General features: G+C 68.4%; 21 protein-coding genes. 9 read left to right on the forward strand and 12 right to left on the reverse strand.

Translation table 11 applies throughout. The features are described 5' to 3' along the window. The first annotated feature begins 144 nt into the window (after positions 1 to 144). Positions 145 to 1,347 carry an ammonium transporter gene (locus ACAM52_RS05220; RefSeq protein WP_062476947.1) on the forward strand — a complete coding sequence of 401 codons (1,203 nt, stop codon included), beginning with the start codon at positions 145 to 147 and terminating at the stop codon, positions 1,345 to 1,347. 115 nt (positions 1,348 to 1,462) lie between these two features. Next, positions 1,463 to 2,398: a succinylglutamate desuccinylase/aspartoacylase family protein gene (locus ACAM52_RS05225; RefSeq protein WP_095948925.1), complete on the forward strand. Its 936-nt coding sequence runs from the start codon at positions 1,463 to 1,465 to the stop codon at positions 2,396 to 2,398. A gap of 15 nt (positions 2,399 to 2,413) precedes the next feature. Here ACAM52_RS05225 and ACAM52_RS05230 read toward each other — a convergent pair whose 3' ends face one another. Genes ACAM52_RS05230 through ACAM52_RS05250 form a run of 5 tightly spaced genes read right to left on the reverse strand, consistent with a single transcriptional unit; the run spans position 2,414 to position 6,156 of the window. Further along, positions 2,414 to 2,737 (reverse strand): hypothetical protein, encoded by a 324-nt coding sequence (locus tag ACAM52_RS05230; protein ID WP_369646337.1) that lies wholly within the window; start codon positions 2,735 to 2,737, stop codon positions 2,414 to 2,416. Between the two features lie 14 nt (positions 2,738 to 2,751). Next, entirely contained in the window at positions 2,752 to 3,672 is a 921-nt protein-coding gene (locus ACAM52_RS05235) for a restriction endonuclease (RefSeq protein ID WP_369646338.1), read from the reverse strand. Between the two features lie 59 nt (positions 3,673 to 3,731). Beyond that, positions 3,732 to 4,607: a hypothetical protein gene (locus tag ACAM52_RS05240; RefSeq protein ID WP_369646339.1), complete on the reverse strand. Its 876-nt coding sequence runs from the start codon at positions 4,605 to 4,607 to the stop codon at positions 3,732 to 3,734. A gap of 48 nt (positions 4,608 to 4,655) precedes the next feature. Next, positions 4,656 to 5,558 carry a peptidoglycan DD-metalloendopeptidase family protein gene (locus tag ACAM52_RS05245; protein ID WP_369646340.1) on the reverse strand — a complete coding sequence of 301 codons (903 nt, stop codon included), beginning with the start codon at positions 5,556 to 5,558 and terminating at the stop codon, positions 4,656 to 4,658. A 37-nt stretch (positions 5,559 to 5,595) separates the two neighbouring features. Then, positions 5,596 to 6,156: a pseudouridine synthase gene (locus ACAM52_RS05250; protein ID WP_307590679.1), complete on the reverse strand. Its 561-nt coding sequence runs from the start codon at positions 6,154 to 6,156 to the stop codon at positions 5,596 to 5,598. Positions 6,157 to 6,460: 304 nt separating this feature from the next. On the opposite strand from ACAM52_RS05250, the gene ACAM52_RS05255 reads away from it, so the two are divergent. Continuing rightward, positions 6,461 to 6,763 carry a hypothetical protein gene (locus tag ACAM52_RS05255; RefSeq protein ID WP_369646341.1) on the forward strand — a complete coding sequence of 101 codons (303 nt, stop codon included), beginning with the start codon at positions 6,461 to 6,463 and terminating at the stop codon, positions 6,761 to 6,763. A gap of 69 nt (positions 6,764 to 6,832) precedes the next feature. Here the strand turns inward: ACAM52_RS05255 and ACAM52_RS05260 are convergent, their stop codons facing one another. Next, positions 6,833 to 8,662, reverse strand: a complete 1,830-nt coding sequence (locus ACAM52_RS05260) for a glutamine--tRNA ligase/YqeY domain fusion protein (protein ID WP_369646342.1) — start codon at positions 8,660 to 8,662, stop codon at positions 6,833 to 6,835. A gap of 137 nt (positions 8,663 to 8,799) precedes the next feature. Here ACAM52_RS05260 and ACAM52_RS05265 point away from each other — a divergent pair, with 137 nt between their 5' ends. Then, positions 8,800 to 9,159, forward strand: a complete 360-nt coding sequence (locus ACAM52_RS05265) for a hypothetical protein (protein WP_369646343.1) — start codon at positions 8,800 to 8,802, stop codon at positions 9,157 to 9,159. Positions 9,160 to 9,240: 81 nt separating this feature from the next. Here the strand turns inward: ACAM52_RS05265 and ACAM52_RS05270 are convergent, their stop codons facing one another. The 5 genes from ACAM52_RS05270 to ACAM52_RS05290 are packed head-to-tail and all read right to left on the reverse strand — an operon-like array spanning position 9,241 to position 13,031. Then, entirely contained in the window at positions 9,241 to 10,083 is an 843-nt protein-coding gene (locus ACAM52_RS05270) for a LytR/AlgR family response regulator transcription factor (protein WP_369646344.1), read from the reverse strand. Between the two features lie 26 nt (positions 10,084 to 10,109). Then, complete coding sequence (locus tag ACAM52_RS05275; RefSeq protein WP_369646345.1) at positions 10,110 to 11,195, reverse strand: sensor histidine kinase; 1,086 nt, start codon at positions 11,193 to 11,195, stop codon at positions 10,110 to 10,112. Then, positions 11,192 to 11,497, reverse strand: coding sequence for a 2TM domain-containing protein (locus tag ACAM52_RS05280; protein ID WP_307696202.1), 306 nt, complete (start codon positions 11,495 to 11,497; stop codon positions 11,192 to 11,194). The genes ACAM52_RS05275 and ACAM52_RS05280 overlap by 4 nt, the downstream gene beginning before the upstream one ends. Before the next feature lie 5 nt (positions 11,498 to 11,502). Beyond that, the gene (locus tag ACAM52_RS05285) at positions 11,503 to 12,468 is read right to left on the reverse strand and encodes a sterol desaturase family protein (protein ID WP_369646346.1); all 966 of its coding nucleotides are present in this window, start codon (positions 12,466 to 12,468) and stop codon (positions 11,503 to 11,505) included. A 41-nt stretch (positions 12,469 to 12,509) separates the two neighbouring features. Continuing rightward, positions 12,510 to 13,031: a DUF6622 family protein gene (locus ACAM52_RS05290; RefSeq protein ID WP_095746157.1), complete on the reverse strand. Its 522-nt coding sequence runs from the start codon at positions 13,029 to 13,031 to the stop codon at positions 12,510 to 12,512. A 288-nt stretch (positions 13,032 to 13,319) separates the two neighbouring features. Here ACAM52_RS05290 and ACAM52_RS05295 point away from each other — a divergent pair, with 288 nt between their 5' ends. From ACAM52_RS05295 to ACAM52_RS05310, 4 genes are all read left to right on the forward strand, one after another. Then, a complete protein-coding gene (locus ACAM52_RS05295) occupies positions 13,320 to 14,987 on the forward strand; it encodes an efflux RND transporter periplasmic adaptor subunit (protein WP_369646347.1) in 1,668 nt (555 codons plus the stop codon). Continuing rightward, a complete protein-coding gene (locus ACAM52_RS05300; protein ID WP_369646348.1) occupies positions 14,984 to 18,109 on the forward strand; it encodes an efflux RND transporter permease subunit in 3,126 nt (1,041 codons plus the stop codon). The genes ACAM52_RS05295 and ACAM52_RS05300 overlap by 4 nt, the downstream gene beginning before the upstream one ends. Positions 18,110 to 18,842: 733 nt before the next feature. Further along, a complete protein-coding gene (locus tag ACAM52_RS05305; RefSeq protein WP_369629563.1) occupies positions 18,843 to 22,103 on the forward strand; it encodes an efflux RND transporter permease subunit in 3,261 nt (1,086 codons plus the stop codon). Between the two features lie 11 nt (positions 22,104 to 22,114). After that, a complete protein-coding gene (locus tag ACAM52_RS05310) occupies positions 22,115 to 23,614 on the forward strand; it encodes an efflux transporter outer membrane subunit (RefSeq protein ID WP_369646349.1) in 1,500 nt (499 codons plus the stop codon). Between the two features lie 131 nt (positions 23,615 to 23,745). Here ACAM52_RS05310 and ACAM52_RS05315 read toward each other — a convergent pair whose 3' ends face one another. Further along, complete coding sequence (locus ACAM52_RS05315) at positions 23,746 to 24,111, reverse strand: SPW repeat protein (protein WP_070062617.1); 366 nt, start codon at positions 24,109 to 24,111, stop codon at positions 23,746 to 23,748. A 169-nt stretch (positions 24,112 to 24,280) separates the two neighbouring features. On the opposite strand from ACAM52_RS05315, the gene ACAM52_RS05320 reads away from it, so the two are divergent. Continuing rightward, positions 24,281 to 24,865, forward strand: a complete 585-nt coding sequence (locus tag ACAM52_RS05320; protein ID WP_369646350.1) for a TetR/AcrR family transcriptional regulator — start codon at positions 24,281 to 24,283, stop codon at positions 24,863 to 24,865. Positions 24,866 to 24,892: the final 27 nt, after the last annotated feature.

Raw genomic sequence — 24,892 nt, forward strand, 5'->3', positions numbered from 1 at the left:
CGCGCCCTGCGAAATCAGCCCATTCTTGGGTCGTTTCGCACCATCAAAGAGCTTGCAGGCACCATTTTTGCTTTCTTGCGCCGGCGCCCCGAGCCGTTCGGGTGCGACGCACCAAATCAAACCAAAAACCTGCAAGAAGCTCTCATGGACGCACTCAAACAGGGCGCTGACGCGCTGTTCATCCTTCTCGGCGCCATCATGGTCCTGGCCATGCATGCCGGCTTTGCCTTCCTGGAACTGGGCACCGTGCGCAAGAAGAACCAGGTCAATGCGCTGGTCAAGATCCTGGTCGACTTCTCGGTGTCGACCATCGTGTACTTCCTGGTGGGCTACGGCGTGGCCTACGGCACGCATTTCTTCGTCAGCGCCACCGAACTGTCGGCAAGAAGCGGCTACGAGCTGGTGAAGTTTTTCTTCCTGCTGACCTTCGCGGCGGCCATCCCGGCCATCATCTCGGGCGGCATCGCCGAGCGCGCCAAGTTCTGGCCGCAACTGATCGCCACCGCGGTGATCGTCGGTTTCGTCTACCCGCTGTACGAGGGCATCGCCTGGAACAAGGCCTTCGGCATCCAGGGCTGGATCGCCTCGGTCACGGGCCACGAGTTCCATGACTTCGCCGGCTCGGTCGTCGTGCACGCCGTGGGCGGCTGGCTCGCGCTGCCGGCCGTGCTGCTGCTGGGCGCGCGCCGCAACCGCTACCGCGGCGACGGCTCGCTGAGCGCGCACCCGCCGTCGAACATCCCGTTCCTGGCGCTGGGCGCGTGGGTGCTGTGCGTGGGCTGGTTCGGCTTCAACGTGATGAGCGCGCAGAGCATCGACAAGATCTCGGGCCTCGTCGCCGTCAACTCGCTGATGGCCATGGTCGGTGGCACGCTGGTGGCGCTGGCCATGGGCAAGAACGACCCCGGCTTCGTCTACAACGGCCCGCTCGCCGGCCTCGTGGCCGTGTGCGCCGGCTCCGACCTCATGCACCCGCTGGGCGCGCTCGTGGCGGGCGGCGTGGCCGGCGCCATCTTCGTCTTCATGTTCACGCGCACCCAGAACAAATGGAAGATCGACGACGTGCTCGGCGTGTGGCCGCTGCACGGCCTGTGCGGCACCTGGGGCGGCATCGCGGCCGGCATCTTCGGCACCCAGGCGCTGGGCGGCATCGGCGGCGTGAACCTGTGGGCGCAGCTCATCGGCACCTTGCTTGGCGTGGTCTGGGCGCTGATCGGCGGCGCCGTGGTGTACGGCGTGCTCAAGGCGACGATGGGGCTGCGGCTGTCGCAGGAAGAGGAGTACGACGGGGCGGACCTGTCGATCCACCATATTTCGGCGACGCCGGAGCGGGAAGTGAATTGGTGAGGGCGATGCGGCCCAGGACATGAGCCGCATCGGGGGATTTGCGGCGCACGGCACGAATTTGCCAGCTGTAGCAAACTTGCCGGCGGCCCCCGATCCCATCTGTTCACCACCCCCAATGACCCAATCGCCCCCCGCCCTCGAAGTCCTCCCCCGCGACCTGTCCGCCTACCGCGAGGGCAACGTCGGCATCGACTACGTGCACCGCTTCGAATCCGGCAAGCCCGGCCCGCACGTGCTGATCAATGCGCTGACGCACGGCAACGAGATCTGCGGCATGACCGCCGCCACGCACCTGCTCGACACCGGCGTGCGCCCGAAGATCGGCACGCTCACCGTCAGCTTTGCCAACGTGGCGGCCTACGAGTCCTTCAACGAGGCGCTGCCGTTCGACAGCCGCCAGCTGGTGCACAACCTCAACCGCGTGTGGTCGCCCGAGTGGCTCGACGGCAGCGAGGACAGCCCCGAGCTGCGCCGTGCCCGCGAGCTGCGCCCGGTGGTGAGCGCGGCCGACCACATCCTTGACATCCATTCCACGAGCCAGCCCGTGATTCCGTTCTGGGTGTACCCGGCCTTCGACCGCAACGCCGAGGCCGCCATGGCCATCGGCCGCCCGTCGGTGCACCTGGTGATGCCCGACGGCCTGGGCTCGGGCACGCCGCTGATCCAGCACGGCCAGCATGGCCGGGCCGACGGCAAGGGCGTGGCGCTGGTGGCCGAGTGCGGCCAGCATTTCCTGCGCTCGGCCTCCGAGCTGGCCACCGCCATCTCGCTCGACTTTCTTGCGCACTTCGGCCTCATCGACAAGGACCCGGCCGTGCCCGCGCCCGGCGAGCAGCGTCGCTTCGAGCTGCTCCAGACGCATGTCATCAAGTCAGAAGACTTCGCCTTCGTGCGCCCGCTGATCGGCTTCGAGACCTTTGCCAAGGGCGAGCTGATCGCCACCAACGGCCCCGACGAAATCCGCGCGCCGTGCGACGACTGCACGATCTTCATGCCCGCGCAGCGCACGATCGTGGGGCGCGAGGCGGTGTACCTGACCAGGCCGCTCTGAGGCCGGCGTTTTTCTTCAGCAGATCAGCAGATGCCGCGGTTTGTCCGCGGTGCTGTAGTCGGCATGCCAGTAGTGCGGGTCGTCGCAGAGGCTGAACGCGGCCTGCTTGCCGGCGTGCCGGGCCGTGAAATGCCTTTGGAGCGTGACGTGCACCGAGCCCTCGTCGGGCCAGTCGATGCCGACATCGACGACGCGGTTGCCCGCGGCGACTTCGGCGGCGACGATCCGCTGCAGGGCGGGGTGCAAGAGGGTGTTGAGGCGGGCGAGGGCTTCGCGGCGTTCGGTGGGGGCGAACGAGGAGGCGAGGCAGGCTTCGGTGAACATCGCTGGATGGGCCATGGCGCGCTTCCCGGTCAGACCGTTGCAGATGCCCTCGACTTCGGGATCGTCCGGCCCCTGCACTTCGGATAGTTGGCGCAGCCCCAGAAGCTGCCATCGTTCTTGGACGAGCTTCGTTCGACCATCTTGGTGCCGCAGCTCGCACAGGTCGGCCGCCAGTATTCGCCTTCGTAGGCCACGGCGAGCAGCGCTGCCTGTTGTTCGGGCGTGCGCTGGCCGATGAGCTTGAGCAGGGCCGCACCGTCTTGGGCGTGGATGCCGTTCGCCTTCGCAAACGCTGCCGCTTCCGCCGAGAAGGTCGAGCTCGTCACGTAGGTGCCGCTCTTCAATTGGTGCGAAGCCATCACGCCGAGGAACTCGCGCATCTCCCTCACGCCCACGGCTTTGCCTTGCCAATGCTTGCATTGGACGATGCGCGGCACGTCACTGTGCCTGGACTGAAGCCAGATATCGACACCGCCGTCCGCGCCATGCGATTGGCTGCGCGTGGTGAAGCCGGCTTGTGCGTAGAGCGCTTCGCACAAGGCCTCGAAGCGACGCCATTCGATGGCGTGGAGCACGGCGGGGCTCCACTGCGATTCCTGGCCCGCATGGGGTGTTGTCGATGGCGCGGGCGACAGCGTGGGCTCGCGACGCTCGGCTGTGGAGGTGGGCGCGGGGCGTGCGGGAGCGCGAGCTGCCGCGGACTCGATCTCCACGGGGGCAGCCTGACGGCGGACGACGTAGTGCAGGCCCAGCAGCACGGCCCCGATCGCCAGCGCGACCCAACCGGCAGGCCGGAGCGCAGGCCCCAGCGTGCCCACGATCGGCCCTTTCAGGAAGGCGGGAGCGACCACCAGCAGCAGGATGCCGACGAAGATCGCCATCCAGGCCTTGCCGGCCAGTTCCTGTCGCGCCCGCTCGCGTCGGCGCTCGGCTCTTGTCTGTCTTGCCATCGGTCGCTTGCCTCGCTCCTCGAAAGATCTCTTTATAAGCCGGGGCGGGGGCCGGGTCTTTACCGTGCGACCGCGTTGCTCTGCGCGTCTCGCAACGCGTTGTCCGCGGCTTGCCGCGCTTGCGAGCTGCCCGATTCGTGGGCACGCGCTTCTTCCGGTGTTTCGGGCGACTTGTTGATCTCCTTGACCAGGTCGGCCAGATGCGTGTCGTCGTCTCCTCCGCACTGCTCGGGCGGCCACCTCAGACGGGCGCCGTCGAAGTGCCAGCCGGCCGTACCGCCCGTGGCGGCTTTTGTGCGCAGCCAGAGCTGTTCCCAGCGCGGGAAGGCCGCGGGGTCGTCGCGCCGGTGCAAGTCTCGCAGCATGTCGTAAAGGGCCACCTGCGTTTCGCGCTGAGCAGGCTGCGTCGAAACGAGGATTTCGGCCACCTCGAAAAGTCGCGGCGTCGAGATGAAGTAGCGATTTCCCTGGCGGGTGCGCTGCGTATCCGGCCCCTCGGGCATGAGATAGCCTGAGCCGCCGGTCCCGCTCTCGGAGCCGAGGATGCAGAGCGCTTCGGCCGGCGTGAAGCGCCGGAGATCGTCGAGGGCCGCTGCTGTGGCCTTTCGATCGCCGCGTTCCACGACTTGGCTGAACTGCCGGAACTCGTTGTACGAAGCGTTCCAATCCGCTCGGTCAGCGGTTTTGACGATGTCGTAGGCGATGAACACCAGCACGACGCCGGCAGCGAGGCCCCCGAAGCTCGCGCCAAGGGTCTTGGTTGCGCCGCCTGCCGCCACGATCGCCACGAGGATCATCAGCAAGGCCACCCCGATCGCGTAGGGCAAGAGGTACACGAACCACAACGGCAACAGGTTCAGGCCAACGACGCACAGGGCTGAGAGCACAGGGACGACGGAAAGCCAGATGAGGAAGGATTTCGTCCGGACGGTCATGCGCTGCGATCCCCGAGGCTCGTGAGGGCTCGTTCCCACGCGCGCAACTCAACTGGCAACGAACAACGCCGGGTCCACCATCGTCCGGTTCAGCATCACCCCCCAATGCAAGTGCGGCCCGGTCACCCGTCCCGTCGCGCCCACCGCGGCCAACGGGTCGCCGGCCTTGAGCATGTCGCCCACCTTCACGTCCCAACGGCTCAGGTGGCAGTACATCGTCAGCAGGCCGCCGCCGTGGTCGACCCAGACGGTGCCGCCGTTGAAGAAGTAATCGCCGGTGTCGATCACCTTGCCGGCCAGCGGCGCGCGCACGGGCGTGCCGGTGCCGGCCGCGATGTCCATGCCGCTGTGCGGATTGCGCGACTGGCCGTTGAACACGCGGCGCAGGCCGAACGAGCTGGAGCGGCGGCCCGGCACGGGCACGCGCATCTGCAGCGCGGCGTCGGGGCGCAGGTCGGTGAGTGTGGCCATCACGCTGGTCAGGTGATCGCGTTCCTTGACGTAGCGGGCCTCGTCCTCGGGTGACAGGTCGACCGTGCGCGGCGCCACCGTCAGGCGTTGTTCGCGGTACTGCTTCGGGGCGACGGTGTAGGCGATCTGGCGCTCGGGCTTGCCCTCGGCGCGCACGCTGATGCTGGCTTCGCCGGGTGCGGTGGCGAGCGGAATGCCGACCAGCGCGGTCCATTCGATCGGATCGCCGAGCACCAGCGCCGGCACATCACCGGCGAAGGCCTTGGGGCGCGTGGCCGCGGGGCCGAGCGACAGGCGGGCGACGCCGCCCGGCACCAGCAAGGCGCGCGGCCAGACGTCGGGCGCCTGCGGCTTGTTGTTCTTCTTGGCCGGGGCCGCGGCACCGGCAGGCAGCGCCAGCAAGCCGAGGGCGCCGAGCACGGCGCTGCGGCGGTTCAACGCAGCAGAAGGGAGATCGGAGAAAGGAAGGTTCATGTGCATGGACAGGATTCGAATGAGGAGTTGGTGGTGCGGCGGTTCAGCCGCCGCTCTGTTCCCGCCAGGTTCCGGGCGCGAGCCCGTCGAGCGTGTAGGGCCCGATGGCGGCGCGGATGAGGCGCAGCGTCGGCAGCCCCACGGCCGCCGTCATGCGCCGCACCTGGCGGTTGCGGCCTTCGCTGATCGCCAGCTCCAGCCACGCGGTGGGAATGAGCTTGCGCTCGCGGATGGGGGGCTCGCGGTGCCACACGTCGGGCGGCGGATCGAGCCGGCGCGCCCGTGCGGGGCGCGTGGGGCCGTCGTTGAGCTGCACGCCGTTGCGCAGCGCCGCCAGCGCTTCGTCGGTCGGCACGCCCTCGACCTGCACCCAGTAGGTCTTCTCCATCTTGAAGCGCGGATCGGCGATGCGCGCCTGCAGCTTGCCGTCGTCGGTGAGCAGCAGCAGGCCTTCGCTGTCGGCATCGAGGCGGCCGGCGACGTAGACACCGGGCAGGTCGATGAAGTCCTTCAGCCCGCGCCAGCGGCCCTCGGGCGTGAACTGGCTGAGGACGCCGTAGGGTTTGTTGAAGCGGATGAGGCGGGAGCTGGTTGGCAGATTCATGGGCGGGTGGCATCGCGTGGCGCATCGGCCAGCTGCGGCAGATAGTCTCGCACCAGTTGCGCCACGACGTCTGTTTGCGTCCGGCAATGAGAAGTCAAGTTTTCCGTGAGGTTCCTATGAATCAAGTTTCATACGGAAAATCTCGTCGGATCAATGGCTTACCGAGAGTCGGTAGTGGGGAACGGCGGAGGCTGATTAGAAAAGCCGGCGGAGGGCCACGTGCAGGAGCGGGCCTGTCCTGCACCGCGTGATGGTCCGACGCCTGTTAATTCGATCTGGTCCAGCCAACATCAGAGAACCCGAAATGACGATGCGAAGCTTCTTCCATGTCGCATGCTTGGCAAGCACCGGCGTTTTGCTGACCGCATGCAACAGTGCCTCTGTCCGCGTCGGCGGTGCGCCCGAGGCGAGCGTCAAGAACTGCGTGGCCGCGGCCGCGCGCGAATGGAAGGTGCCCGCGGCCAGCGTCGTGGTCGACAGCGGCACCACGCCGCGCGACGGGATCTACACGATCAACCTGAAGGTCGGCCCGCAAGGTCGCTCCGTCGTCTGCACCACCGACGAGAACAGCGCGGTGCTGGGCATGGTCTCCAGGCGGCCGCAATAGCGCCTCGCCGAAAAAGAAAAAGCCGGAGCCCTGACGGCCCCGGCTTCGCGGGCGAGCGCGGCAGCGGGCCTACTTGGCCCAGCTGTCCCGCATCCCCGCCGCGCGGTTGAACACCACCTGTCCGCCAGCAGCGGCGCCCTTCGTGTCGCGCACGAAGTAGCCATGCCGCTCGAACTGGATGCCCACACCCGGCTCGGCCTTCGCCAGCGACGGCTCGACGAAGGCCGTGCACACCTCGAGGCTGTGCTTGTTCAGCTCGTCCAGCAGCTCGCCGCTGCCGGGGTTGGCTTCGGCGAACAGACGCTCGTACAACCGCACCTCGGCCTGCACGGCATCGGCCGCGGCGACCCAGGTGATGTTGCCCTTGACCTTGATCGCGTCCGCGCCGGGCGTGCCGCTCTTGGTATCGGGCACCAGCGTGGCCTGCACTTCGAGGAGCTTGCCGTCGGCGTCGCGCGTGGCGCCGGTGCATTCGATGACGTGGCCGTACTTCAGGCGCACCTTGTTGCCGGGGAACAGGCGGAAGAAGCCCTTGGGCTGCACGTCCTCGTAGTCGGTGCGCTCGATCCAGACTTCGCGGCCGAGCTTGAACTCGCGCTTGCCCATTTCGGGGTGGTGCGGGTGCACGGGGGCGGAGCAGTCGTCGAGCGCGCTTTCATCCTTGTTGGGGCCGCCCATCAGCTCGCCCCAGTTGGTGATGACGAGCTTCACCGGGTCGAGCACGGCCATGGCGCGCGGCGCGATGGGGTCGAGGGTGTCGCGCAGCGCGGCCTCGAGGCTGGCGTATTCGATCCAGCCGCCCGACTTGGTGGTGCCGCTGCGTTCGCAGAACAGCTGCAGCGCGGCGGGCGTGTAGCCGCGGCGGCGCAGGCCGGCGATGGTGGGCATGCGGGGGTCGTCCCAGCCGTCGACGTGCTTTTCCTCGACCAGTTGGCGCAGCTTGCGCTTGCTGGTCATCACGTGGGTGACGTTCAGGCGGGCGAACTCGTACTGGCGCGGGTGCGGGCTGGCGACGAGGCCGCCTTCGGCCAGGCGGTCGAGCAGCCAGTCGTAGAAGGGGCGCTGGTCTTCGAATTCGAGCGTGCAGATGGAGTGGGTGATCTGCTCCAGCGCGTCTTCGATCGGGTGCGCGTAGGTGTACATCGGGTAGATGCACCACTTGTCGCCCGTGTTGTGGTGGGTGGCCCGGCGGATGCGGTACAGCGCGGGGTCGCGCATGTTGATGTTGGGGCTCGCCATGTCGATCTTCGCGCGCAGGATGGCGGCGCCGTCGGCGAGCTTGCCGTCGCGCATCTCGCGAAAGCGCGCCAGGTTTTCGTCGGGCGTGCGGCTGCGGAAGCGGCTGTCGGTGCCGGGCGTGTTGAAGTCGCCGCGGTTGGCGCGCATTTCATCGGGCGTCTGCTCGTCGACATACGCCAGGCCGGCGCCGATCAGGTACTCGGCGGCTTCGTACATGAAGTCGAAGTAGTTGCTGGCGAAGTACTCGTGCTCCTGAATCGTGCCGGGCGCGCTGGGGCGGTCGGCCAGGTAGGTTTCGTAGCCGAGCCACTTCACGGCGTCGCGGATGGAATCGACGTACTCCTGCTCTTCCTTCTCGGGGTTGGTGTCGTCGAAGCGCAGGTGGCACACGCCGCCGTATTCCTTGGCCAGCTCGAAATTCAGCCAGATGCTCTTGGCGTGGCCGATGTGCAGGTAGCCGTTGGGCTCGGGCGGAAAGCGCATGCGCACCTTGGCGGGGTCGGGCATGCCCTGGGCGTGATGGGCGGCGTCGCCCGGGGAACCGCCCCAGGTGCGGCCTGCGTAGGCACCCTGTGCGAGGTCGTTCTCGATCACATGGCGCAGGAAATTGCTCGGTGCAGCGGTCGTTTTGGTGCCGCTTTTGTCGGTCGGGGAGGTCATCGCGTCATTCTAGAGGGGGGCCTGCAGGGGTTACTTTTGGCAACGCTCTTCACAATGCAGCGTCCACGCGGTTTGCATTTGGGGCGTTCAATACACACATGGGCCCACAACGCCCCCTCAACAAGGAGTTCCACATCATGAGCGTCACACGTTCTACCTTCTTCAAATGGGCCGCCGCCGGTGCGGTGGCCTTCGGTGCGCTGTTTGCCGCCACCTCGGCCAGCGCGCGCAGCGACGTGAGCTGGTCGATCGGCGTCGGCGTGCCCGGCGTGGCCGTCGGCGTGGGCGCACCCGCCTACTACCCGGCCCCGGTCTATGCGCCGCCGGCCCCGGTGTATTACGCACCGCCGCCCCCGGTTTACTACCGCCCGCCGCCGCCGGTGTACTACCGCCCGGCACCGGTCTACTACGCACCGCCGCCGGCCTATTACGGCCCGCGCTACTACGGTCGTGGTTATCACCGCGGTCATGGCCACGGACACGGCCACTGGCGCTGATTTACAACGCCATTCGTGACTGAATGAAAAAAGCCGGCCCCGAAAAGGCCGGCTTTTTGCTGCGTGCGGGGCGCGCAGATTTCACATGGCGCGAAACAGATGGGCGTAGAGCCGGCTGACCGGGATCTTCTCGGCCCGCCCGCGCAGCGCGAGGTGCAGCTTGCCGGCCTCGTCGCGGTGCACCGCTTCGATGGCGGCGCTGCGCACCACCACTGCCCGGTGCACCTGCCAGAAGGTGTCGGCATCGAGCTGGGGCAGCAGCTGCTTCAGGGGCGTGCGGATCAGGTATTCCTGCGTGGCGGTGAGCACGCGCAGGTACTTGTCGGCGGCCTCGAAATACAGCACCTCGTCGATCGGCACCATGCGCACGGTGGCGCCGCCGGCATCGCTGGCGGCGATCATGCGCAGCGGCGCTGATGACGGCGACGTCGATGCCGAGGGCGCACCGCCGGCGGCGCCCAGCACCTGGCGCCACTGGGCGAGGGTGCGCTCCAGCACCTCGTCGGCCGGGATGGGCTGCGTCATCGACGGCGCGGCCGCCGCCAGCGCCTGCCGCAGCCGTGCCACGGTCTTGCGCAGGCGCTCGGGCTGCACGGGCTTGAGCACGTAGTCGATGGCTTCGGCCTCGAAGGCGCGCGCGGCGTATTCGTCGTAGGCGGTCACGAACACCAGCTGCGGCATCGGCGCTTCGTCGGTGGGCCAGCTGTCGGCCAGTTCGGCGGCGGCGCCCAGGCCGTCCAGGCCGGGCATGCGGATGTCGAAGAACAGCACCTGCGGCAGCAGCCGCAGCGCCTCGCGCACGGCGCTGCGGCCGTCACGGGCGGTGGCGACCACGCGCAGCTCGGGCCAGGCGGCGGCCAGTTCGGCCTGCAGGGCCTGGGCCAGCAGGGGTTCGTCTTCGGCGATGAGGGCGGTGAGGGGCATCGTCTTGTTGTTGTCGTGGGGCCTGTTCAGGCGGGCAAGGGCAGGTTCAGGGTGACGCGCGTCCCGCCGCCCGTGGGCGCGGGGGCCAGGCGCAGGCGGCCTTGCTCGCCGTACACGGTGGCCAGCCGCTCGCGCACCTGTTCGAGCCCGAAGCCGCTGCCCTCCGAGGCCTGCGGCCGGGTCGCATCGAGCCCGACGCCGGTGTCGCTCACCTCGATGACCAGTTCGCCCGCCTCGCGGCGCGCGCGCACGGCAATCTCGCCGCCTTCGACCTGAGGCTCGAGGCCGTGGCGGATGCTGTTCTCGACCAGCGGCTGCAGCAGCAGCGGCGGCACGGGCGTGTCGCGCAGGTCGTCGGGCAGGTCGAGCGTGTAGCGCAGGCGCTCGCCCATGCGCACCGACATCAGTTCGAGGTAGTCGCCCAGCCGGTCGAACTCGGCCGACAGCGGATGCGACAGCGCGCGCGAGCCGCTGAGCGTCATGCGCAGGTAACTGTTGAGCCGGTCGAGCATGGCCACGGCGCGCGGCGGGTCGACGGTGATCAGCACGCGCAGGTTGGCCAGCGTGTTGAACAGCATGTGCGGCTCGAGCTGGGTTTCGAGCAGCTTGAGGCGGGCGTCCGTGGCGTCTCGCTGCGCCAGGTCGAGCTGGCGCTGCATGTGCTTGCTGCGCCCGAGGCTGTAGAAGAAGTAGCACATACCGATGGTGGCTGCCAGCGTGATGACGATGGTGGAGACCATCCGGTGCCGGGCGAAGCCGGTGAAGTCGAACAGCGGCCGGCCGACCCAGGCGTCCCCGATGGCGCCGCCGCCGAGGAAGCCCAGCGTGACGCCGAAGGCCACCAGCACGAAGCCCCAGGGCCCGTGCGGCCAGAGCACGTTCTGGTGGCCGCTGATGAACAGGCGCCCGGTGTCGATGACCAGCCAGCTGATCGTTCCGATCGACAGCGAATACACCATCTGCGAACTCCAGCTGCCCATGCCCGAGACGGTCAGCGCCGCGGCGATGACGCAGCAGAAGGCGGCCGTGATCAGGCCGTGCCGCAGGATGTCTCGCAGGTTCTCGGCGCGAAAGCGCGACGGGCGTGGCGTGTCGTCCGCCGTGGCCGTCACCGGCGGTCCCCGCCACCTAGCGCGCGGCGCTCACGTTCCAGCAGCTGGTCGTACAGGCCGCCGCCGGGCGCGATGAGCCAGACCACGGCGCCGTGGATCAGCAAGCCCAGGCCCCATCCCATGAGTGGATAGACGGCCCAGTTGTGGCCGCGCGAGGCGGCAAGTGCCACCAGCCCGACGTTGACGACCACGTAGACGAAGGCATGGATGAACCAGCCCATCTTGGCGCCGGCGCGGCGGCGGGCGCGCCGCTCGATGTCGGCGGACGAAGAAGAGGAGGAGGAAGAAGAGGAAGGGGACATGGGGGTCATGACAGCTCCTTGAGAGAGGCAGGTGAAAGGGGAACGAAGTCGCTGGCGGCCGATGCCGGCATCGACGGTGAAGGTGGCAGTGCCGCGCGCTGGCGCAGCTCCTCGGTGGTCTCGCCCGGCCCGTCCGCCCGCCAGCCCGGCGGCTTCACGAGGTAGCCGACGAAGGCGCGCAGCGAACGCGCCGAGCGCAGGTCACGCCACAGGTCGCGCCACTGGCTGAACTCGATCTCAAGTAGGTTGTACGAGGTGATCGGCTTCACCAGCCCGTAGCGGCAGGGCAGGTCGGCGCGCTCCGGGATGTAGGTGCCGAACAGGCGGTCGAACACGATCAGCACGCCGCCGTAGTTGCCGTCCAGGTACTCCAGGTTCGAGGCGTGGTGCACGCGATGGGCCGAGGGCGTGTTGAGCACCCATTCGAGCGGGCCGAGCTTCGGAATCCAGGTCGCGTGAATCCAGAACTGGTAGAGCAGGTTCAGCGTGAGCATCAGCAGGATGATCCGCGGCGGCATGCCCAGGAGCGGCGCCAGCAGGAAGAAGGCCAGCGTGCCGGTGAGCCGGCCAGTCCAGCCGAAGCGGTAGGCGGCCGACAGGTTCAGCTGGTTCGGCGAGTGGTGCACGGCGTGGGTGCACCAGAACCAGCGCACGCGGTGCGCGGCGCGGTGGTACCAGTAGTAGCAGAACTCCTGGCCGACGAAGCAGGCGAGCCAGCCGGTCCAGTGGTCCATCGGCAGCGTGAAGAGCCGGTGGGCGTAGAGCCAGTCCATGGCGCCGACCCAGAAGGCCAGCGGCAGCAGCCAGCGCAGCGGGTATTCGCGCACCAGGAAGTCGAACACCGAGATGCCCGCCGCCTTCCAGTCGTAGCTGCGCCAGCCGTTGCGCCACGACAGCACCAGCGCTTCGGCCAGCGAGGCGAGCAGCACCACCGAGATGGAAATCTTGAGGATCAACACGAGCACGGTCATGGCGGTTCCTGGCGGCGAAGGGCGGGCGGGGCGTCGGAATCTTAGGCCGCGCGGGCGCCGCTGACCATCGCGCCCGACGCGGCGGCCAGGCGCCACAGGCGCGCGGCACGGGCCGCGAAGACGCCGCTGAAGGCGCCGTACAGCGCCGGCACGCCCAGGGCGAAGGCGGCCTGGTGGCGCAGCTCCGGATGCAGGGCCAGCGACACGCCCACCACGTACTTGGTGAGGAAGATGCCCATCATGAGCATCAGCGGCACGGCGGTGCCGGCCACCTCGAACTGGCGCGCCGCGGCGTCGTAGCGCGTGGTCGCCGGCAGCGGACGGCGCAGCACCAGCACCATGAGCAGCAGCGCGGCCACGGCCCAGCCGATCAGGGCGCCGGCCGACTCGCCGGACACCGACACCACGCCCCAGAACGACAGGCCGGCCATGGCGACCGGCATCACCAGCACGCGGTTCAGCCCGATGCGGTTGGCCACCAGCTGCCGGCCACCGAGCCAGGCCAGCAGGACGAACACGGCGAACACCCACTTCGGGGTGTGAAGAAGGATTTGCATCAGCATGAGAGGCTCCGTTCGGTTGGAAGAAGACAAAGGGGGCAGGGAATCGATGGAGCGGACTGTGCCGAGGCCGCCCGGCCCCCGCCACGGCCATGCGACGAAATGCGGGTGAGCGGCGTGAAGTGCCGGTCACCGGCGCGAATGGCGGGCGCGGGATGGCGGGGTCGCCGCGCAAACGGAAGCTTTACCGTCGCTTTACGGCACGGAAAACTTGGGGAGTGATATTTCGCGCTGTACTCTAGGCCGCCTCCCTTCAGGCCGCCTTTTCGCACCCCTTCGCACGCACCGCCCATGGATTCCCAAACGCCCCCCGAACCCCTGCCACCCGTCGTGTCGCCGACCCATCCTCCGGCGCGCCGGCGCCGCTGGGTCGGGAGCCTGCTGGCCCTGCTGCTGCTCGTGGCGCTCGGGGGCGGTGCCTGGTACCTGGTGCAGCGTTCCAAGTCGCCGGCACCGGGCGCGGGCGGACCGGGTGCAGGCGCAGGCCGCCCCGGCGGCGGTGGCCCGGGCGGTCGGGCAGGCGGCGGAGGCCCGGCCTCCAGCACCGTCGGCACCGCCGTCGCGCGGCAGGCCGACATCCCGGTGCAGCTCGAGGCGCTGGGCACGGTCACGCCGCTGGCCAACGTGACGGTGCAGCCGCAGGTGTCGGGCGTGCTCACGGCCGTGCTGTTCAAGGAAGGCCAGATGGTCAAGAAGGGCGACGTGCTCGCCACCATCGACCCGCAGCCCTTTGAGAACGCGCTGGCGCAGGCCGCCGGCGCACGTCAGCGCGACGAGGCCCAGCTGGCCGCGGCGCGCGTCACGCTGCAGCGCTACCAGACGCTGCTCGGGCAAGACTCCATCGCCCGCCAGGACGTCGACACCCAGGCCGCGCTGGTCAAGCAGCTCGAAGGCACCGTGGCCATCGACCGTGCCAACGAGAACACCGCCAAGCTCAACCTGGCCTGGAGCCGGATCACGGCGCCGGTGAGCGGACGCATCGGTCTGCGGCCGGTGGACGCGGGCAACTACATCTCGACCGGCAGCACCGGCGGCGTGGCCACCATCACGCAGATCGCGCCCATCGACGTCGAGTTCGCCATTCCGCAAGACCGCGTGCCCGAGGTGCAGGAGCGGCTGGGCCAGGGCGCCACGCTCGCCACCACCGCCTTCGACCGCACGCGCACGCGCCGGCTGGCCGACGGCAGCTTTTCCACGCTCGACAACATGGTCGACACGCAGACCGGCACCGTGAAGGCCAAGGCGCGCTTCACCAACGCCGACGGCGCGCTGTTCCCGAACCAGTTCGTCAACCTGCGGCTGCTGCTGCGCACCGTGAGCAGCGCGGTGGTGGTGCCGGTCACGGCGCTGCGCCATGGCCCGAACGGCGACTACGTGTACGTGGTGACGGCCGAGAACACGGCCTCGCAGCGGCCGGTGACGCGCGGCGAATCGAGCGTCGATTTCGCCTCCATCACCAAGGGCCTGCAGCCCGGCGAAACCGTGGTCACCGAAGGCGGCGACCGCCTGAAGGACGGTGCGCGCGTGCAGACCACGGTAGATCGGCCGGCCGGTGCGGCCTCCGGCGCAGCGGCGCCAGGTGGACGGCGTGGAGGACGTCGGCAGGAAGGTGGCGGCGGTGCTCGTCCGGCCGAAGCGGCGGCACCGGCTTCGCCATCGCAGGCACCGGCTGCACCTGCCGCCGGAACGGCTGCGCCGGCTGCAGCGCCAGCGGCAGCAACGCCTGCACCTGCAGCAGCCCCTGCAGCCACGCCCGCCAAGCTCCCCACCGCCGAACAGCGCCAGCGCATGCTCGATGCGGCCAAGGACGATCCCGAACAACTCGAACGCCGCAAGCGTTTCCTCGAAGCCCTCGACCGCGGCGAGCCGGCCGCGCTGGAGCGCTGGCAGCGCATGGCCGAGCGCGGTGGCGCCGGCGGCGGTGGCGAACGCGGCGGTGAGGGACGGCGCAGTCCATGAGCCCCTCGCGCCCGTTCATCCTGCGGCCGGTCGCCACCTCGCTGCTGATGCTGGCCATCGTGCTGGCCGGCCTGGTGGCGTTCCGCTTCCTGCCGCTGGCGGCGCTGCCGCAGGTCGACTACCCGACCATCCAGGTCCAGACGCTCTACCCCGGGGCCAGCCCCGAGGTCATGAGCAACACCGTCACCGCGCCGCTAGAGCGCCAGTTCGGCCAGATGTCGGGCCTGGACCGCATGAGCTCGACCAGCGCGGCGGGCGTGTCGATCATCACGCTGCAGTTCTCGCTGGGCCAGACGCTCGATGTCGCCGAGCAGGAAGTGCAGGCCGCCATCAACGCCGGCGGCTCGCTGCTGCCGGCCGACCTGCCCGCGCCGCCGGTGTACGCCAAGGTCAACCCGGCCGACGCGCCGGTGCTCACGCTGGCCATCACCTCCGACACGCTGCCGCTCACCGAGGTGCAGAACCTCGTGAACACCCGGCTCGCGCAGAAGATCAGCCAGGTCTCGGGCGTGGGCCTCGTGTCGCTCAGCGGCGGGCAGCGTCCGGCCGTGCGCATCCAGGCCAACACGCAGGCGCTGGCGGCCAACGGCATCGGACTGGATTCGCTGCGCACCGCCATCAGCGCGGCCAACTCCAACGGCGCCAAGGGCAGCTTCGACGGCCCCAAGCGCGCCTACACCATCAACTCGAACGACCAGCTGCTCACGGTCGACGACTACAAGAACCTCATCGTCAGCTACAAGAACGGCGCGCCGATCCGCATGGTCGACGTGGCGCGCGTGGTCAACAGCGCCGAGAACACGCAGCTGGGCGCCTGGGCCGGGCGCAAGGTCGACGGGCAGGTGCAGCTCACGCCGGCCATCATCCTGAACGTGCAGCGCCAGCCCGGCGCCAACGTGATCGCCACCGTCAACGCCATCAAGAAGCAGCTGCCCGAGCTGCAGGCCGGCATGCCCGCGGGCCTGCAGGTCGAGGTGCTGAGCGACCGCACCGCCGGCATCCGCTCGTCGGTGCAGCACGTCGAGATGGAACTGGTGCTGGCCGTGGTGCTCGTGGTGCTGGTGATCTTCGCCTTCCTGGGCAGCCTGCGCGCCACCGTCATCGCCAGCATCGCCGTGCCGATCTCTCTCATCGGCAGCTTCGGCCTGATGTACCTGCTGGGCTACAGCCTGAACAACCTGAGCCTGATGGCGCTGACCATCGCCACCGGCTTCGTGGTGGACGACGCGATCGTCATGATCGAGAACATCGCGCGCTACATCGAGGAGGGCGAAAAGCCATTGCAGGCCGCGTTCAAGGGCGCCGCGCAGATCGGCTTCACCATCATCTCGCTGACCGTGTCGCTCATCGCCGTGCTGATTCCGTTGCTGTTCATGGGCGACGTGGTGGGCCGCCTGTTCCGCGAGTTCGCGGTGACGCTGGCGATCACCATCCTGATCTCGGGCGTGGTCTCGCTCACGCTGGTGCCGATGATGTCGGCGCGCTGGCTCAAGCACGAGCCGAAGAAAGATGCGTCGGGCACCGGCTTCGGCGCGCGCGCCCAGCGTTTCTTCGACGGCGTGATGGTGCGCTACGACCGCTCGCTGCACTGGGTGATCGCGCACCAGCCGCTCACGCTGCTGGTGGCGCTGCTCACGCTGGTGCTGACCGTGGTGCTGTACCTCACGATCCCGAAGGGCCTTTTTCCCACGCAGGACACCGGCCAGCTGCAGGCCCGCGTGCAGGCCGCGCAAGACGTGTCCTTCGAGCGCATGGCGCAGCTGCAGCAGCAGGCCGCGCGCGCCATCCTTGAAGACCATGACGTCGAGAACCTCAGCTCCTTCGTCGGCGTGGATGCGGCCAACAACACGATGCTGCACACCGGCAGCATGCTCATCAACCTGACCCGCAGCCACGACAACCAGCAGGAGGTGATGGAGCGCCTGCGCGAGCGCGTGCGGCAGGTGGCCGGCCTCACGCTGTACCTGCAGCCCACGCAGGACCTGACCATCGACGCCGAGACCGGGCCGACCGAGTACCGCGTGTCGCTCGAAGGCGTGAACAGTGCGCTGGTCACCGAGTGGATGCAGAAGCTGGTGGCGAAGCTGCAGGAATCGGACAAGGTGCGCAACGTGAGCAGCGATGCCGGGGCGCAGGGGCTGGCGGCGTATGTGAACGTGAACCGCGACACGGCGTCGCGGCTGTCGATCACCGCGAGTTCGGTGGACGACGCGCTGTACAGCGCTTTCGGGCAGCGGATCGTGTCGACGATCTTCACGGAGACGAACCAGTACCGCGTGATACTCGAGGCCCAGCCTGGCATGGTGAACACGCCGCAGACGCTGGGGCAGCTGAACCTCATTGCGGGGTCTGGCACGGCGACGCCGTTGTCGGCGTTTGCGGAGATCAGCGAGCAGCAGGCGCCGTTGCAGATCACGCACGTGGCGCAGTACCCGGCGAGTACGTTGAACTTCGATACGGCGCCGGGGGTTTCGCTCGGTGGGTCGGTGGCGGCGATTCGCGCAGCTGCCAAGGAGATCGGGTTGCCCAGCAGTGTGACGATGACTTTTCTGGGGGCTTCTGGGGCTTATGAGAAGTCGTTGTCGAATCAGCTGTGGTTGATTCTGGCGGCGGTGGTTTGTGTGTACATCGTGCTGGGGGTGCTGTACGAGAGCTATGTGCATCCGTTGACGATCTTGTCTACGTTGCCTTCTGCGGGGGTCGGTGCCCTGTTGGCGCTGATGATCACTGGCAATGACCTGGGGGTGATCGGGATCATCGGGATCATCCTGCTGATCGGCATCGTGAAGAAGAACGCGATCATGATGATCGACTTTGCTATTGATGCGGAGCGGACGCAGGGGAAGTCGGCTCGTGAGGCGATTCATCAGGCTGCGTTGTTGCGGTTTCGGCCGATCTTGATGACTACGTTGGCTGCGCTGTTTGCTGCTGTTCCCTTGATGTTCAGTTTTGGGGACGGGGCTGAGTTGAGGCGTCCTCTCGGGTTGGCGATCTTTGGGGGGTTGATCGTTAGTCAGTTGCTGACTTTGTTCACTACGCCTGTTATCTATCTGGCGTTTGATCGGTTGGGTGGGGGGAGTGCTCGGGCTTCTTCTTCGGAGCTTGAGGAGGAGTCGGCTTGATCTGTCTGTGCTCCTGCTGCTTGTTTGCTTTCCGAGGCCGGGAGTTCCGCCCGGCGGCGGACTCACTTTCTTTTGCTTCGCCAAAAGAAAGTAAGCAAAGAAAAGGCGACCCCACTGTCTGCGACCCCTTCGCTTCGCTACGGGGCAACCTGCGGTGCTCATGTTTCGCGGGGTCTCGCAGAACTCGCTTCGCTCAAACAGCTGCGAGCCCTGATCCGCGAAACGCTCCGCTCCTCGGCGCAGCCAGAGGGGAGGGGAGCTTCGGGCCGTCGCTTCGCTCGGCCATGCAATACCAACAGCCGAATTCAATGCCCGTGCGCGGGGCTTCGCCTGCGCGCGGCTCCTTGCCAACAGCAAGGGCAATGCAAACGCCAACGGCGACACCAGCACCAGCACCAGCACCAGCGCACCAACCAATCCCAGCCGCAGCAGGCGCAAAGCGCCTGCTGCGGCCCACTGGCCGAGCGAAGCGATGGCCCGTTGGTATTCAAACCCCTTCTGTATGCGCCGAGGAGCGCAGCGTTTCGCGGATCAGGGCTCGCCCTTGTTTGAGCGAAGCGAGTTTGGGCGAGACCCCGCGAAACGCGAGCACCGCAGGTTGCCCGAAGCGAAGCGTAGGGACGCAGACAGCAGGGTCGCCTTTCTTTTGCCTACGTTTCTTTGGCGAAGCAAAGAAAAGTAGGTCGCCTGCCGGGGCGAGACCCGGCCTCGGAACCCAAAAGAAGGCACTGCGATGAACCTATCGCGCCCCTTCGTCCGCCGCCCCATAGGCACAGTCCTCCTGACCATAGGCATCGCCCTGGCAGGAATCGCAGCGTTCTTCGTCCTCCCAGTCTCCCCGCTACCCCAAGTCGACTATCCAGTCATCTCGGTAAGAGCCTCCATCCCAGGAGCAAGCCCCGAGACGATGGCAACCAGCGTCGCGACGCCACTGGAAAGACACCTGGGCACCATCGCAGGCGTCAACGAAATGACGTCCACCAGCTCCGTAGGCTCCTCCCGAGTCACGCTGCAATTCGACCTAAGCCGCAACATCGACGGTGCCGCAAGAGAAGTCCAGGCCGCCATCAACGCCAGCCGCGTAGACCTGCCCGCCACGCTAAGAAGCAACCCCACCTACCGCAAAGCCAACCCAGCCGCCTCCCCAGTCATCATCCTGGCCCTCACGTCCAAGACAAAGACCCCAGGCCAGATCTACGACGCCGTCTCCAACATCGTCAGCCAGCGCCTGTCCCAGGTAGACGGCGTAGGCGACGTAGAGATCGGCGGCGGCTCGCTCCCCGCGGTACGCATCGAACTGCTCCCCTTCGCCCTCAACCGCTACGGCATCAGCACCGAAGACGTGCGCGCCGCCATCCAGGCGTCGAATGCCAACCGCCCCAAGGGCATGGTCCAGGGCGAAGGCCGCAAGCTGCAGATCTACACCCAGACCCCGGCGCTGCGCGCGAGCGACTACGCCTCGATGGTCGTGGCCTGGCGCAACGGCGCGGCGGTGCGGCTGCGCGAGGTGGCCGACGTGATCGACGGTGTGGAAGACACGCGCACGCTGGGCCTGTTCAACGGCGAGCCGGCGATCATCGTGCTGATCACGCGCCAGCCCTCGGCCAACATCATCGAGACCGTCGACAACGTGCGCGCGCTGCTGCCCGAGCTGCAGGCACAACTGCCGCCGGACGTGACGCTGCAGGTCGCCTCGGACAGCACCAACTCCATCCGCAGCTCGCTGCGCGAAGTGGAGATGACGCTGGTCATCGCGGTGCTGCTCGTCGTGCTGGTGGTCAGCCTCTTCCTGCGCAGCGTGCGCGCGACGGTGGTGCCGGCGGTGGCCACGGTGGTGGCACTGCTGGGCACGTTCGGGGTGATGCACCTGCTGGGCTTCAGCCTCAACAACCTGAGCCTGATGGCGCTCACGGTGGCCACGGGCTTCGTGGTGGACGACGCCATCGTGGTGCTGGAGAACACCAGCCGCCACATCGAATCGGGCATGTCGCGCATGAAGGCGGCGCTGCTCGGCGCGCAGGAGGTGGGCTTCACGGTGCTGTCGATCAGCGTGTCGCTGGTGGCGGTGTTCATTCCGCTGCTGTTCATGGGCGGGCAGGTGGGGCGGCTGTTCCGCGAGTTCGCGGTCACGCTGTCGGCGGCGGTGCTGATCTCGCTGGTCATTTCGCTCACCACCACGCCGATGATGTGCGCGTGGATGCTCAAGCCCGGCGGCGAGCACGACAAGAACAAGCCGCAAGGCCGCTTCGGCCGCGCGGCGGCGCGCAGCTACGACTGGATGCTCAAGCGCTACGAGAGCGCACTCGACTGGGCGCTGGACAGCAAGGCGATCGTCATGGTCGTGCTGCTGGCGGTGGTGGGGCTGAACGTCTACCTGTTCAGCGCGGCGCCCAAGGGCTTCTTCCCGCAGCAGGACAGCGGCCAGCTCAACGGCGGCCTGCGCGCCGACCAGAGCATCTCGTCGCAGGCCATGGGCGCCAAGCTGCGCGAGGTGGTCGACATCATCCGCAAGGACGAGGCGGTCGACACCGTGGTGGGCTTCACGGGCGGCGGGCGTGCGGGCGGCGGCTTCATGTTCGTCAACCTGAAACCGGCCAGCCAGCGCAAGGACAGCGGCCTGGCGGTGATCGCGCGGCTGCGCCCGCAGCTGGCGCAGGTGACGGGGCTGCGCGTATTCCTCGGCCCGGTGCAGGACGTGCGCTCGGGCGGACGCTCCAGCAACTCCACCTACCAGTACACGCTCAAGAGCGACAGCCTGTCCGACCTGCGCACCTGGGCCGTGAAGCTGGCCGACGAGATGAAGCAGCAGCCCACGCTGACCGACATCGACACCGACCAGGACCAGAACGGCGTGGAGACGGTGGCCAAGGTCGACCGCGACAGCGCGCGGCGGCTCGGCCTGACCTCCACCGCCATCGACAACGCGCTGTACAACGCCTTCGGCCAGCGGCAGGTGGCCACCATCTACACCGAGCTCAACCAGTACCACGTGGTGATGGAATGGGCGCCGGGCTACACGCGCAGCCCGAACGCGCTGCGCGACGTGTACGTGCCGGCCACGAAGACCTCGGTGGTGGCGGGGCAGGCGGTGACCACGCAGGTGGCGGCCACGACGTCCACGGGCGGCACGGCGGCCTCCGCCAGCGCCGCCGCCGCGACGGTGCCGGTGTCGGCCAACGCCGGCTCGCGCAACGCCTCGACCGGCAACGTGCTGAGCAACACGGCCACCGCACTGGTGCCGCTGTCGGCGGTGGCGAAGTTCGAGGAGCAGTCGGTGGCCACGTCGGTGAGCCACGAGGACGGCGAGCTGGCCACCACCATCTCGTTCAACCTGGCCGAGGGCGCCAACCTCGGCGACGCGCGCGAGGCCATCGCCAAGGCCGAGGCCAACATCGCCATGCCGACCAACGTGCGCGGCGCCTTTGCCGGCACCGCGCTGAGCGCGCAGCAGTCGCAGGGGCAGCAGGCGATGCTGATCGTGGCGGCGCTGGTGGTGATCTACATCGTGCTGGGCATCCTGTACGAGAGCCTGGTGCATCCGGTGACGGTGCTCTCGACCTTGCCTTCGGCCGGCGTGGGCGCGGTGCTGGCGCTCTTGATGTTCCGCATGGAGTTTTCCATCATCGCGCTGATCGGCGTGTTCCTGCTGATCGGCATCGTGAAGAAGAACGCCATTTTGATCATCGACTTCGCACTGGAGGCCGAGCGCTCGCGCGGCCTGAGCCCGCTCGAGGCGGTGCGCGAGGCCTGCCTGCTGCGCTTCCGTCCCATCCTGATGACCACCCTGGCCGCCGCGCTCGGTGCGCTGCCGCTGGCGATCGGCTTCGGCGAGGGCGCCGAGCTGCGCCGGCCGCTGGGCGTGGCGATCATCGGCGGGCTCATCGCGAGCCAGCTGCTGACGCTGCTCACCACGCCGGTGGTGTACCTGCTGCTGGACAAGCTGCGCCGCCGCGGCAAGAACGAACACGCGCTGAGCCGCGCCCCGGCCGTCTGAGACCCATGACCATGAATTCCTCCTTTTCTTCCATCGGTTCTTCACGCCGTTTCTTCGCACTGAGCACGCTCGCGCTGGCCGCCGTGCTCGCCGGCTGCGCCGTGGGTCCGGCCTACAAGGTGCCCGAGTCGGCGGCATCGGCCGGCTGGAAGGAACAGCCCGCCGCCGACGGCTGGCTGCCCGCCGCGCCGGCCGACGCGCTCGACCGCGGCGAGTGGTGGAAGCTCTTCGGCGACGCCACGCTCGACGAACTCGCGGCGCGCGTGCAGGTGTCGAACCAGAACATCGCCGCCGCCGTCGCCAGCTACACGCAGGCCCAGGCACTGGTGCGCGAGCAGCGCGCGGGGCTGTTCCCGTCGGTGTCGTTCGACGGCAGCGGCAAGCGCTCGGGCACGGTGGGCGGCAACGCCTCGACCAGCCCGTCGAATGCCTTCGGCGCCACGCTGGGCGCGAGCTGGACGCCCGATGTGTGGGGCCGCCTGCGCGAGGCCGTGAACAGCGCGCAGGCCAACGCGCAGGCCAGCGAGGCCGACCTGGCCTCGGCGCGGCTGTCGGCCGTCGGCGCCCTGGCCACCAACTACTTCTCGCTGCGCGAGGCCGATGCCGAGATCGTGCTGCTCGACGAAACCATCCTCGGCTACCAGCGCGCCTTCGAGATCACGAGCAACCGCTACGCCGCCGGCATCGCCGCGCAGACCGACGTGCTGCAGGCACAGACGCAGCTGGTGAACGCCAAGGCCGACCGCGTGGGCCTGCTGCGCACGCGTGCCACGCTGGAGCACGCCATCGCAATGCTGGTGGGCGTGGCGCCGGCCGACTTCAGTTTGCCGCCCGCGCGCTGGACGCCCACGGTGCCCGGCGTGCCGACCGGCGTGCCCTCGACGCTGCTGCAGCGCCGCCCCGACATCGCGGCAGCGGAGCGCGCGGTGGCCGCGGCCAATGCGCAGATCGGCGTGGCGCGCTCGGCTTATTACCCGAACATCTCGCTCACGGCCTCGGTCGGCAGCAACGCCAGCCGCGTGAGAGACCTCTTCGGCGCGGCCAACACGCTGTGGGGGTTGGGCCTGTCGGTGGCGCAGGTGGTGTTCGACGCGGGCGCCATCAGCGCCAGCGTCGATGCCGCCAAGGCCGGCCACGAGGCCAGCGTGGCGCGCTACCGGCAGACCGTGCTGGCCGCGTTCCAGACCGTGGAAGACCAACTGACCACCGGCGCCACGCTGGCGCAGCAGGAAGGCCTGCGACGCGAGGCCACGGCAGCCGCCGACAAGACCGAGCAGCAATTGCTCAACCGGTATCGCGCAGGGCAGGTGAGCTACACCGATGTGGTGCAGGCGCAGGCCGCCGCACTGAGCGCGCGGCGCGCGCTCGTGCAGCTTCAGGTCAATCGCCAGGCCGCGGCAATCGCGCTGATCCAGGCCATGGGCGGCGGTTGGCAGGCCGACTGGATGGGGGCGACCCGCCCGGCCGGCAACAGCCCTTCAAACAACAACGCCGCTTCCCGCACACCGTAAGGGGCGGGTGTTGCGGGCGGGCATGGGAACCTGCCTGGCCCGTCGGCCCGACCGGCGCGAACACCGGACCGGGCGTCGTCGCTTCGCGGCGGTGGTCACCGCTCGGCGCTCACAGGATCGCTCTCTCCCCATCAGTGCGCTGGTCGGTCGAGGGCCTCGCCCAGGTAGTCCTTGTCTGTCACCAGGACCCAGAGGGCGAGCACCATGATCACCGCAGCCACGAGGACTGCATTGACCAGCGCCGGCTCGACCATGCGGAAGTCGAGCAACCAGGGCGACACCGCCAGCCAGGCTGCCAGCGCCACTTCGGTCCACTCTTCCCACTGGTGCGGCACGAAGGTCGCGCCCAAGGCCACGGCGCCCAGCAGGATGCCGGTCGCCACCATGGTCCACATGGCGAGCGAATTGCCCTGAAAGCCCAGTACCCATGGCGAGACGATCAGCCACACGCCGGCGACGGCGTTGACGGGGTCCTGCCAATGCTTCACATGCTTCATGGTCGTACCTCCTGTCGCAGCACGACGCCACGACTCTGGTTGGACTGCCGCGCCGCGCCGTGGTTCCGCCATGCGGCATGGCGCGGGCCGCGCGGGGCTTGCGGATCGGCGCCGCCTTCCTATACTTGAGTGCGCACTCAACTAAACGAACGATGGAGACCGTCGACGCATGGCCAGGCCCCGCAGCGCAGACAAGCACAACGCCATCCTCGAGGCGGCGCTGGTCGAGTTCGGCCGGCGCGGCGTGTGGGCCACGCCGACCTCGGCGATCTCGCGCACCGCGGGCGTGGCCGAGGGCACGTTGTTCACCTACTTCGCGAGCAAGGCGCTGCTGACCGACGCGCTGTACCGCGCGCTGAAGACCGAGCTGGCCGGCGTGATGCTGGCCGACTGGCCCGAGGCGGCCGACCCGCGCACCCAGTTCCACCACATCTGGGACCGCTACGTGCGCTGGGGCGTGGCGCACCCCGGCAAGCTGCGCGTGCTGGCGCAGCTCAAGGTCTCCGACGAACTGAGCGACGAGAGCCGCGCCGCCGGCATGGCGCCGTTCGCGCGCCTGGAAGCGGTGGCGCAGGAGTGCATGCGGCGCGGGCTGGTCGTCGAGCGACCGATGGAATTCCTGGGCGCGATGCTCACGGCGATGGCCGAGACCACCGTCGGCTACATCGCGCAGGCCGGCGACGCCGAACCGGCCTTCGACTACGCCGAAGCCGGTTTCGAGATCTTCTGGCAAGGCATTGCCGTGCCGCCCTGAGGACGACTGCACCTCTGAACGACAAGA

Source organism: Variovorax sp. V118 (genome assembly GCF_041154445.1).
Lineage (GTDB): Bacteria > Pseudomonadota > Gammaproteobacteria > Burkholderiales > Burkholderiaceae_C > Variovorax > Variovorax boronicumulans.

Bases quoted from the DNA above. Each gene is read 5' to 3' on its own strand.
- ACAM52_RS05295 (WP_369646347.1), top strand. From the start codon at position 13,320: ATGGATTCCCAAACGCCCCCCGAACCCCTGCCACCCGTCGTGTCGCCG.
- ACAM52_RS05265 (WP_369646343.1), top strand. From the start codon at position 8,800: ATGAGCGTCACACGTTCTACCTTCTTCAAATGGGCCGCCGCCGGTGCG.
- ACAM52_RS05290 (WP_095746157.1), bottom strand. From the start codon at position 13,031: ATGCTGATGCAAATCCTTCTTCACACCCCGAAGTGGGTGTTCGCCGTG.
- ACAM52_RS05240 (WP_369646339.1), bottom strand. From the start codon at position 4,607: ATGACCGTCCGGACGAAATCCTTCCTCATCTGGCTTTCCGTCGTCCCT.
- ACAM52_RS05230 (WP_369646337.1), bottom strand. From the start codon at position 2,737: ATGGCCCATCCAGCGATGTTCACCGAAGCCTGCCTCGCCTCCTCGTTC.
- ACAM52_RS05235 (WP_369646338.1), bottom strand. From the start codon at position 3,672: ATGGCAAGACAGACAAGAGCCGAGCGCCGACGCGAGCGGGCGCGACAG.
- ACAM52_RS05280 (WP_307696202.1), bottom strand. From the start codon at position 11,497: ATGTCCCCTTCCTCTTCTTCCTCCTCCTCTTCTTCGTCCGCCGACATC.
- ACAM52_RS05300 (WP_369646348.1), top strand. From the start codon at position 14,984: ATGAGCCCCTCGCGCCCGTTCATCCTGCGGCCGGTCGCCACCTCGCTG.
- ACAM52_RS05320 (WP_369646350.1), top strand. From the start codon at position 24,281: ATGGCCAGGCCCCGCAGCGCAGACAAGCACAACGCCATCCTCGAGGCG.
- ACAM52_RS05220 (WP_062476947.1), top strand. From the start codon at position 145: ATGGACGCACTCAAACAGGGCGCTGACGCGCTGTTCATCCTTCTCGGC.
- ACAM52_RS05285 (WP_369646346.1), bottom strand. From the start codon at position 12,468: ATGACCGTGCTCGTGTTGATCCTCAAGATTTCCATCTCGGTGGTGCTG.
- ACAM52_RS05255 (WP_369646341.1), top strand. From the start codon at position 6,461: ATGACGATGCGAAGCTTCTTCCATGTCGCATGCTTGGCAAGCACCGGC.
- ACAM52_RS05225 (WP_095948925.1), top strand. From the start codon at position 1,463: ATGACCCAATCGCCCCCCGCCCTCGAAGTCCTCCCCCGCGACCTGTCC.
- ACAM52_RS05260 (WP_369646342.1), bottom strand. From the start codon at position 8,662: ATGACCTCCCCGACCGACAAAAGCGGCACCAAAACGACCGCTGCACCG.
- ACAM52_RS05315 (WP_070062617.1), bottom strand. From the start codon at position 24,111: ATGAAGCATGTGAAGCATTGGCAGGACCCCGTCAACGCCGTCGCCGGC.
- ACAM52_RS05305 (WP_369629563.1), top strand. From the start codon at position 18,843: ATGAACCTATCGCGCCCCTTCGTCCGCCGCCCCATAGGCACAGTCCTC.
- ACAM52_RS05270 (WP_369646344.1), bottom strand. From the start codon at position 10,083: ATGCCCCTCACCGCCCTCATCGCCGAAGACGAACCCCTGCTGGCCCAG.
- ACAM52_RS05250 (WP_307590679.1), bottom strand. From the start codon at position 6,156: ATGAATCTGCCAACCAGCTCCCGCCTCATCCGCTTCAACAAACCCTAC.
- ACAM52_RS05245 (WP_369646340.1), bottom strand. From the start codon at position 5,558: ATGCACATGAACCTTCCTTTCTCCGATCTCCCTTCTGCTGCGTTGAAC.
- ACAM52_RS05310 (WP_369646349.1), top strand. From the start codon at position 22,115: ATGAATTCCTCCTTTTCTTCCATCGGTTCTTCACGCCGTTTCTTCGCA.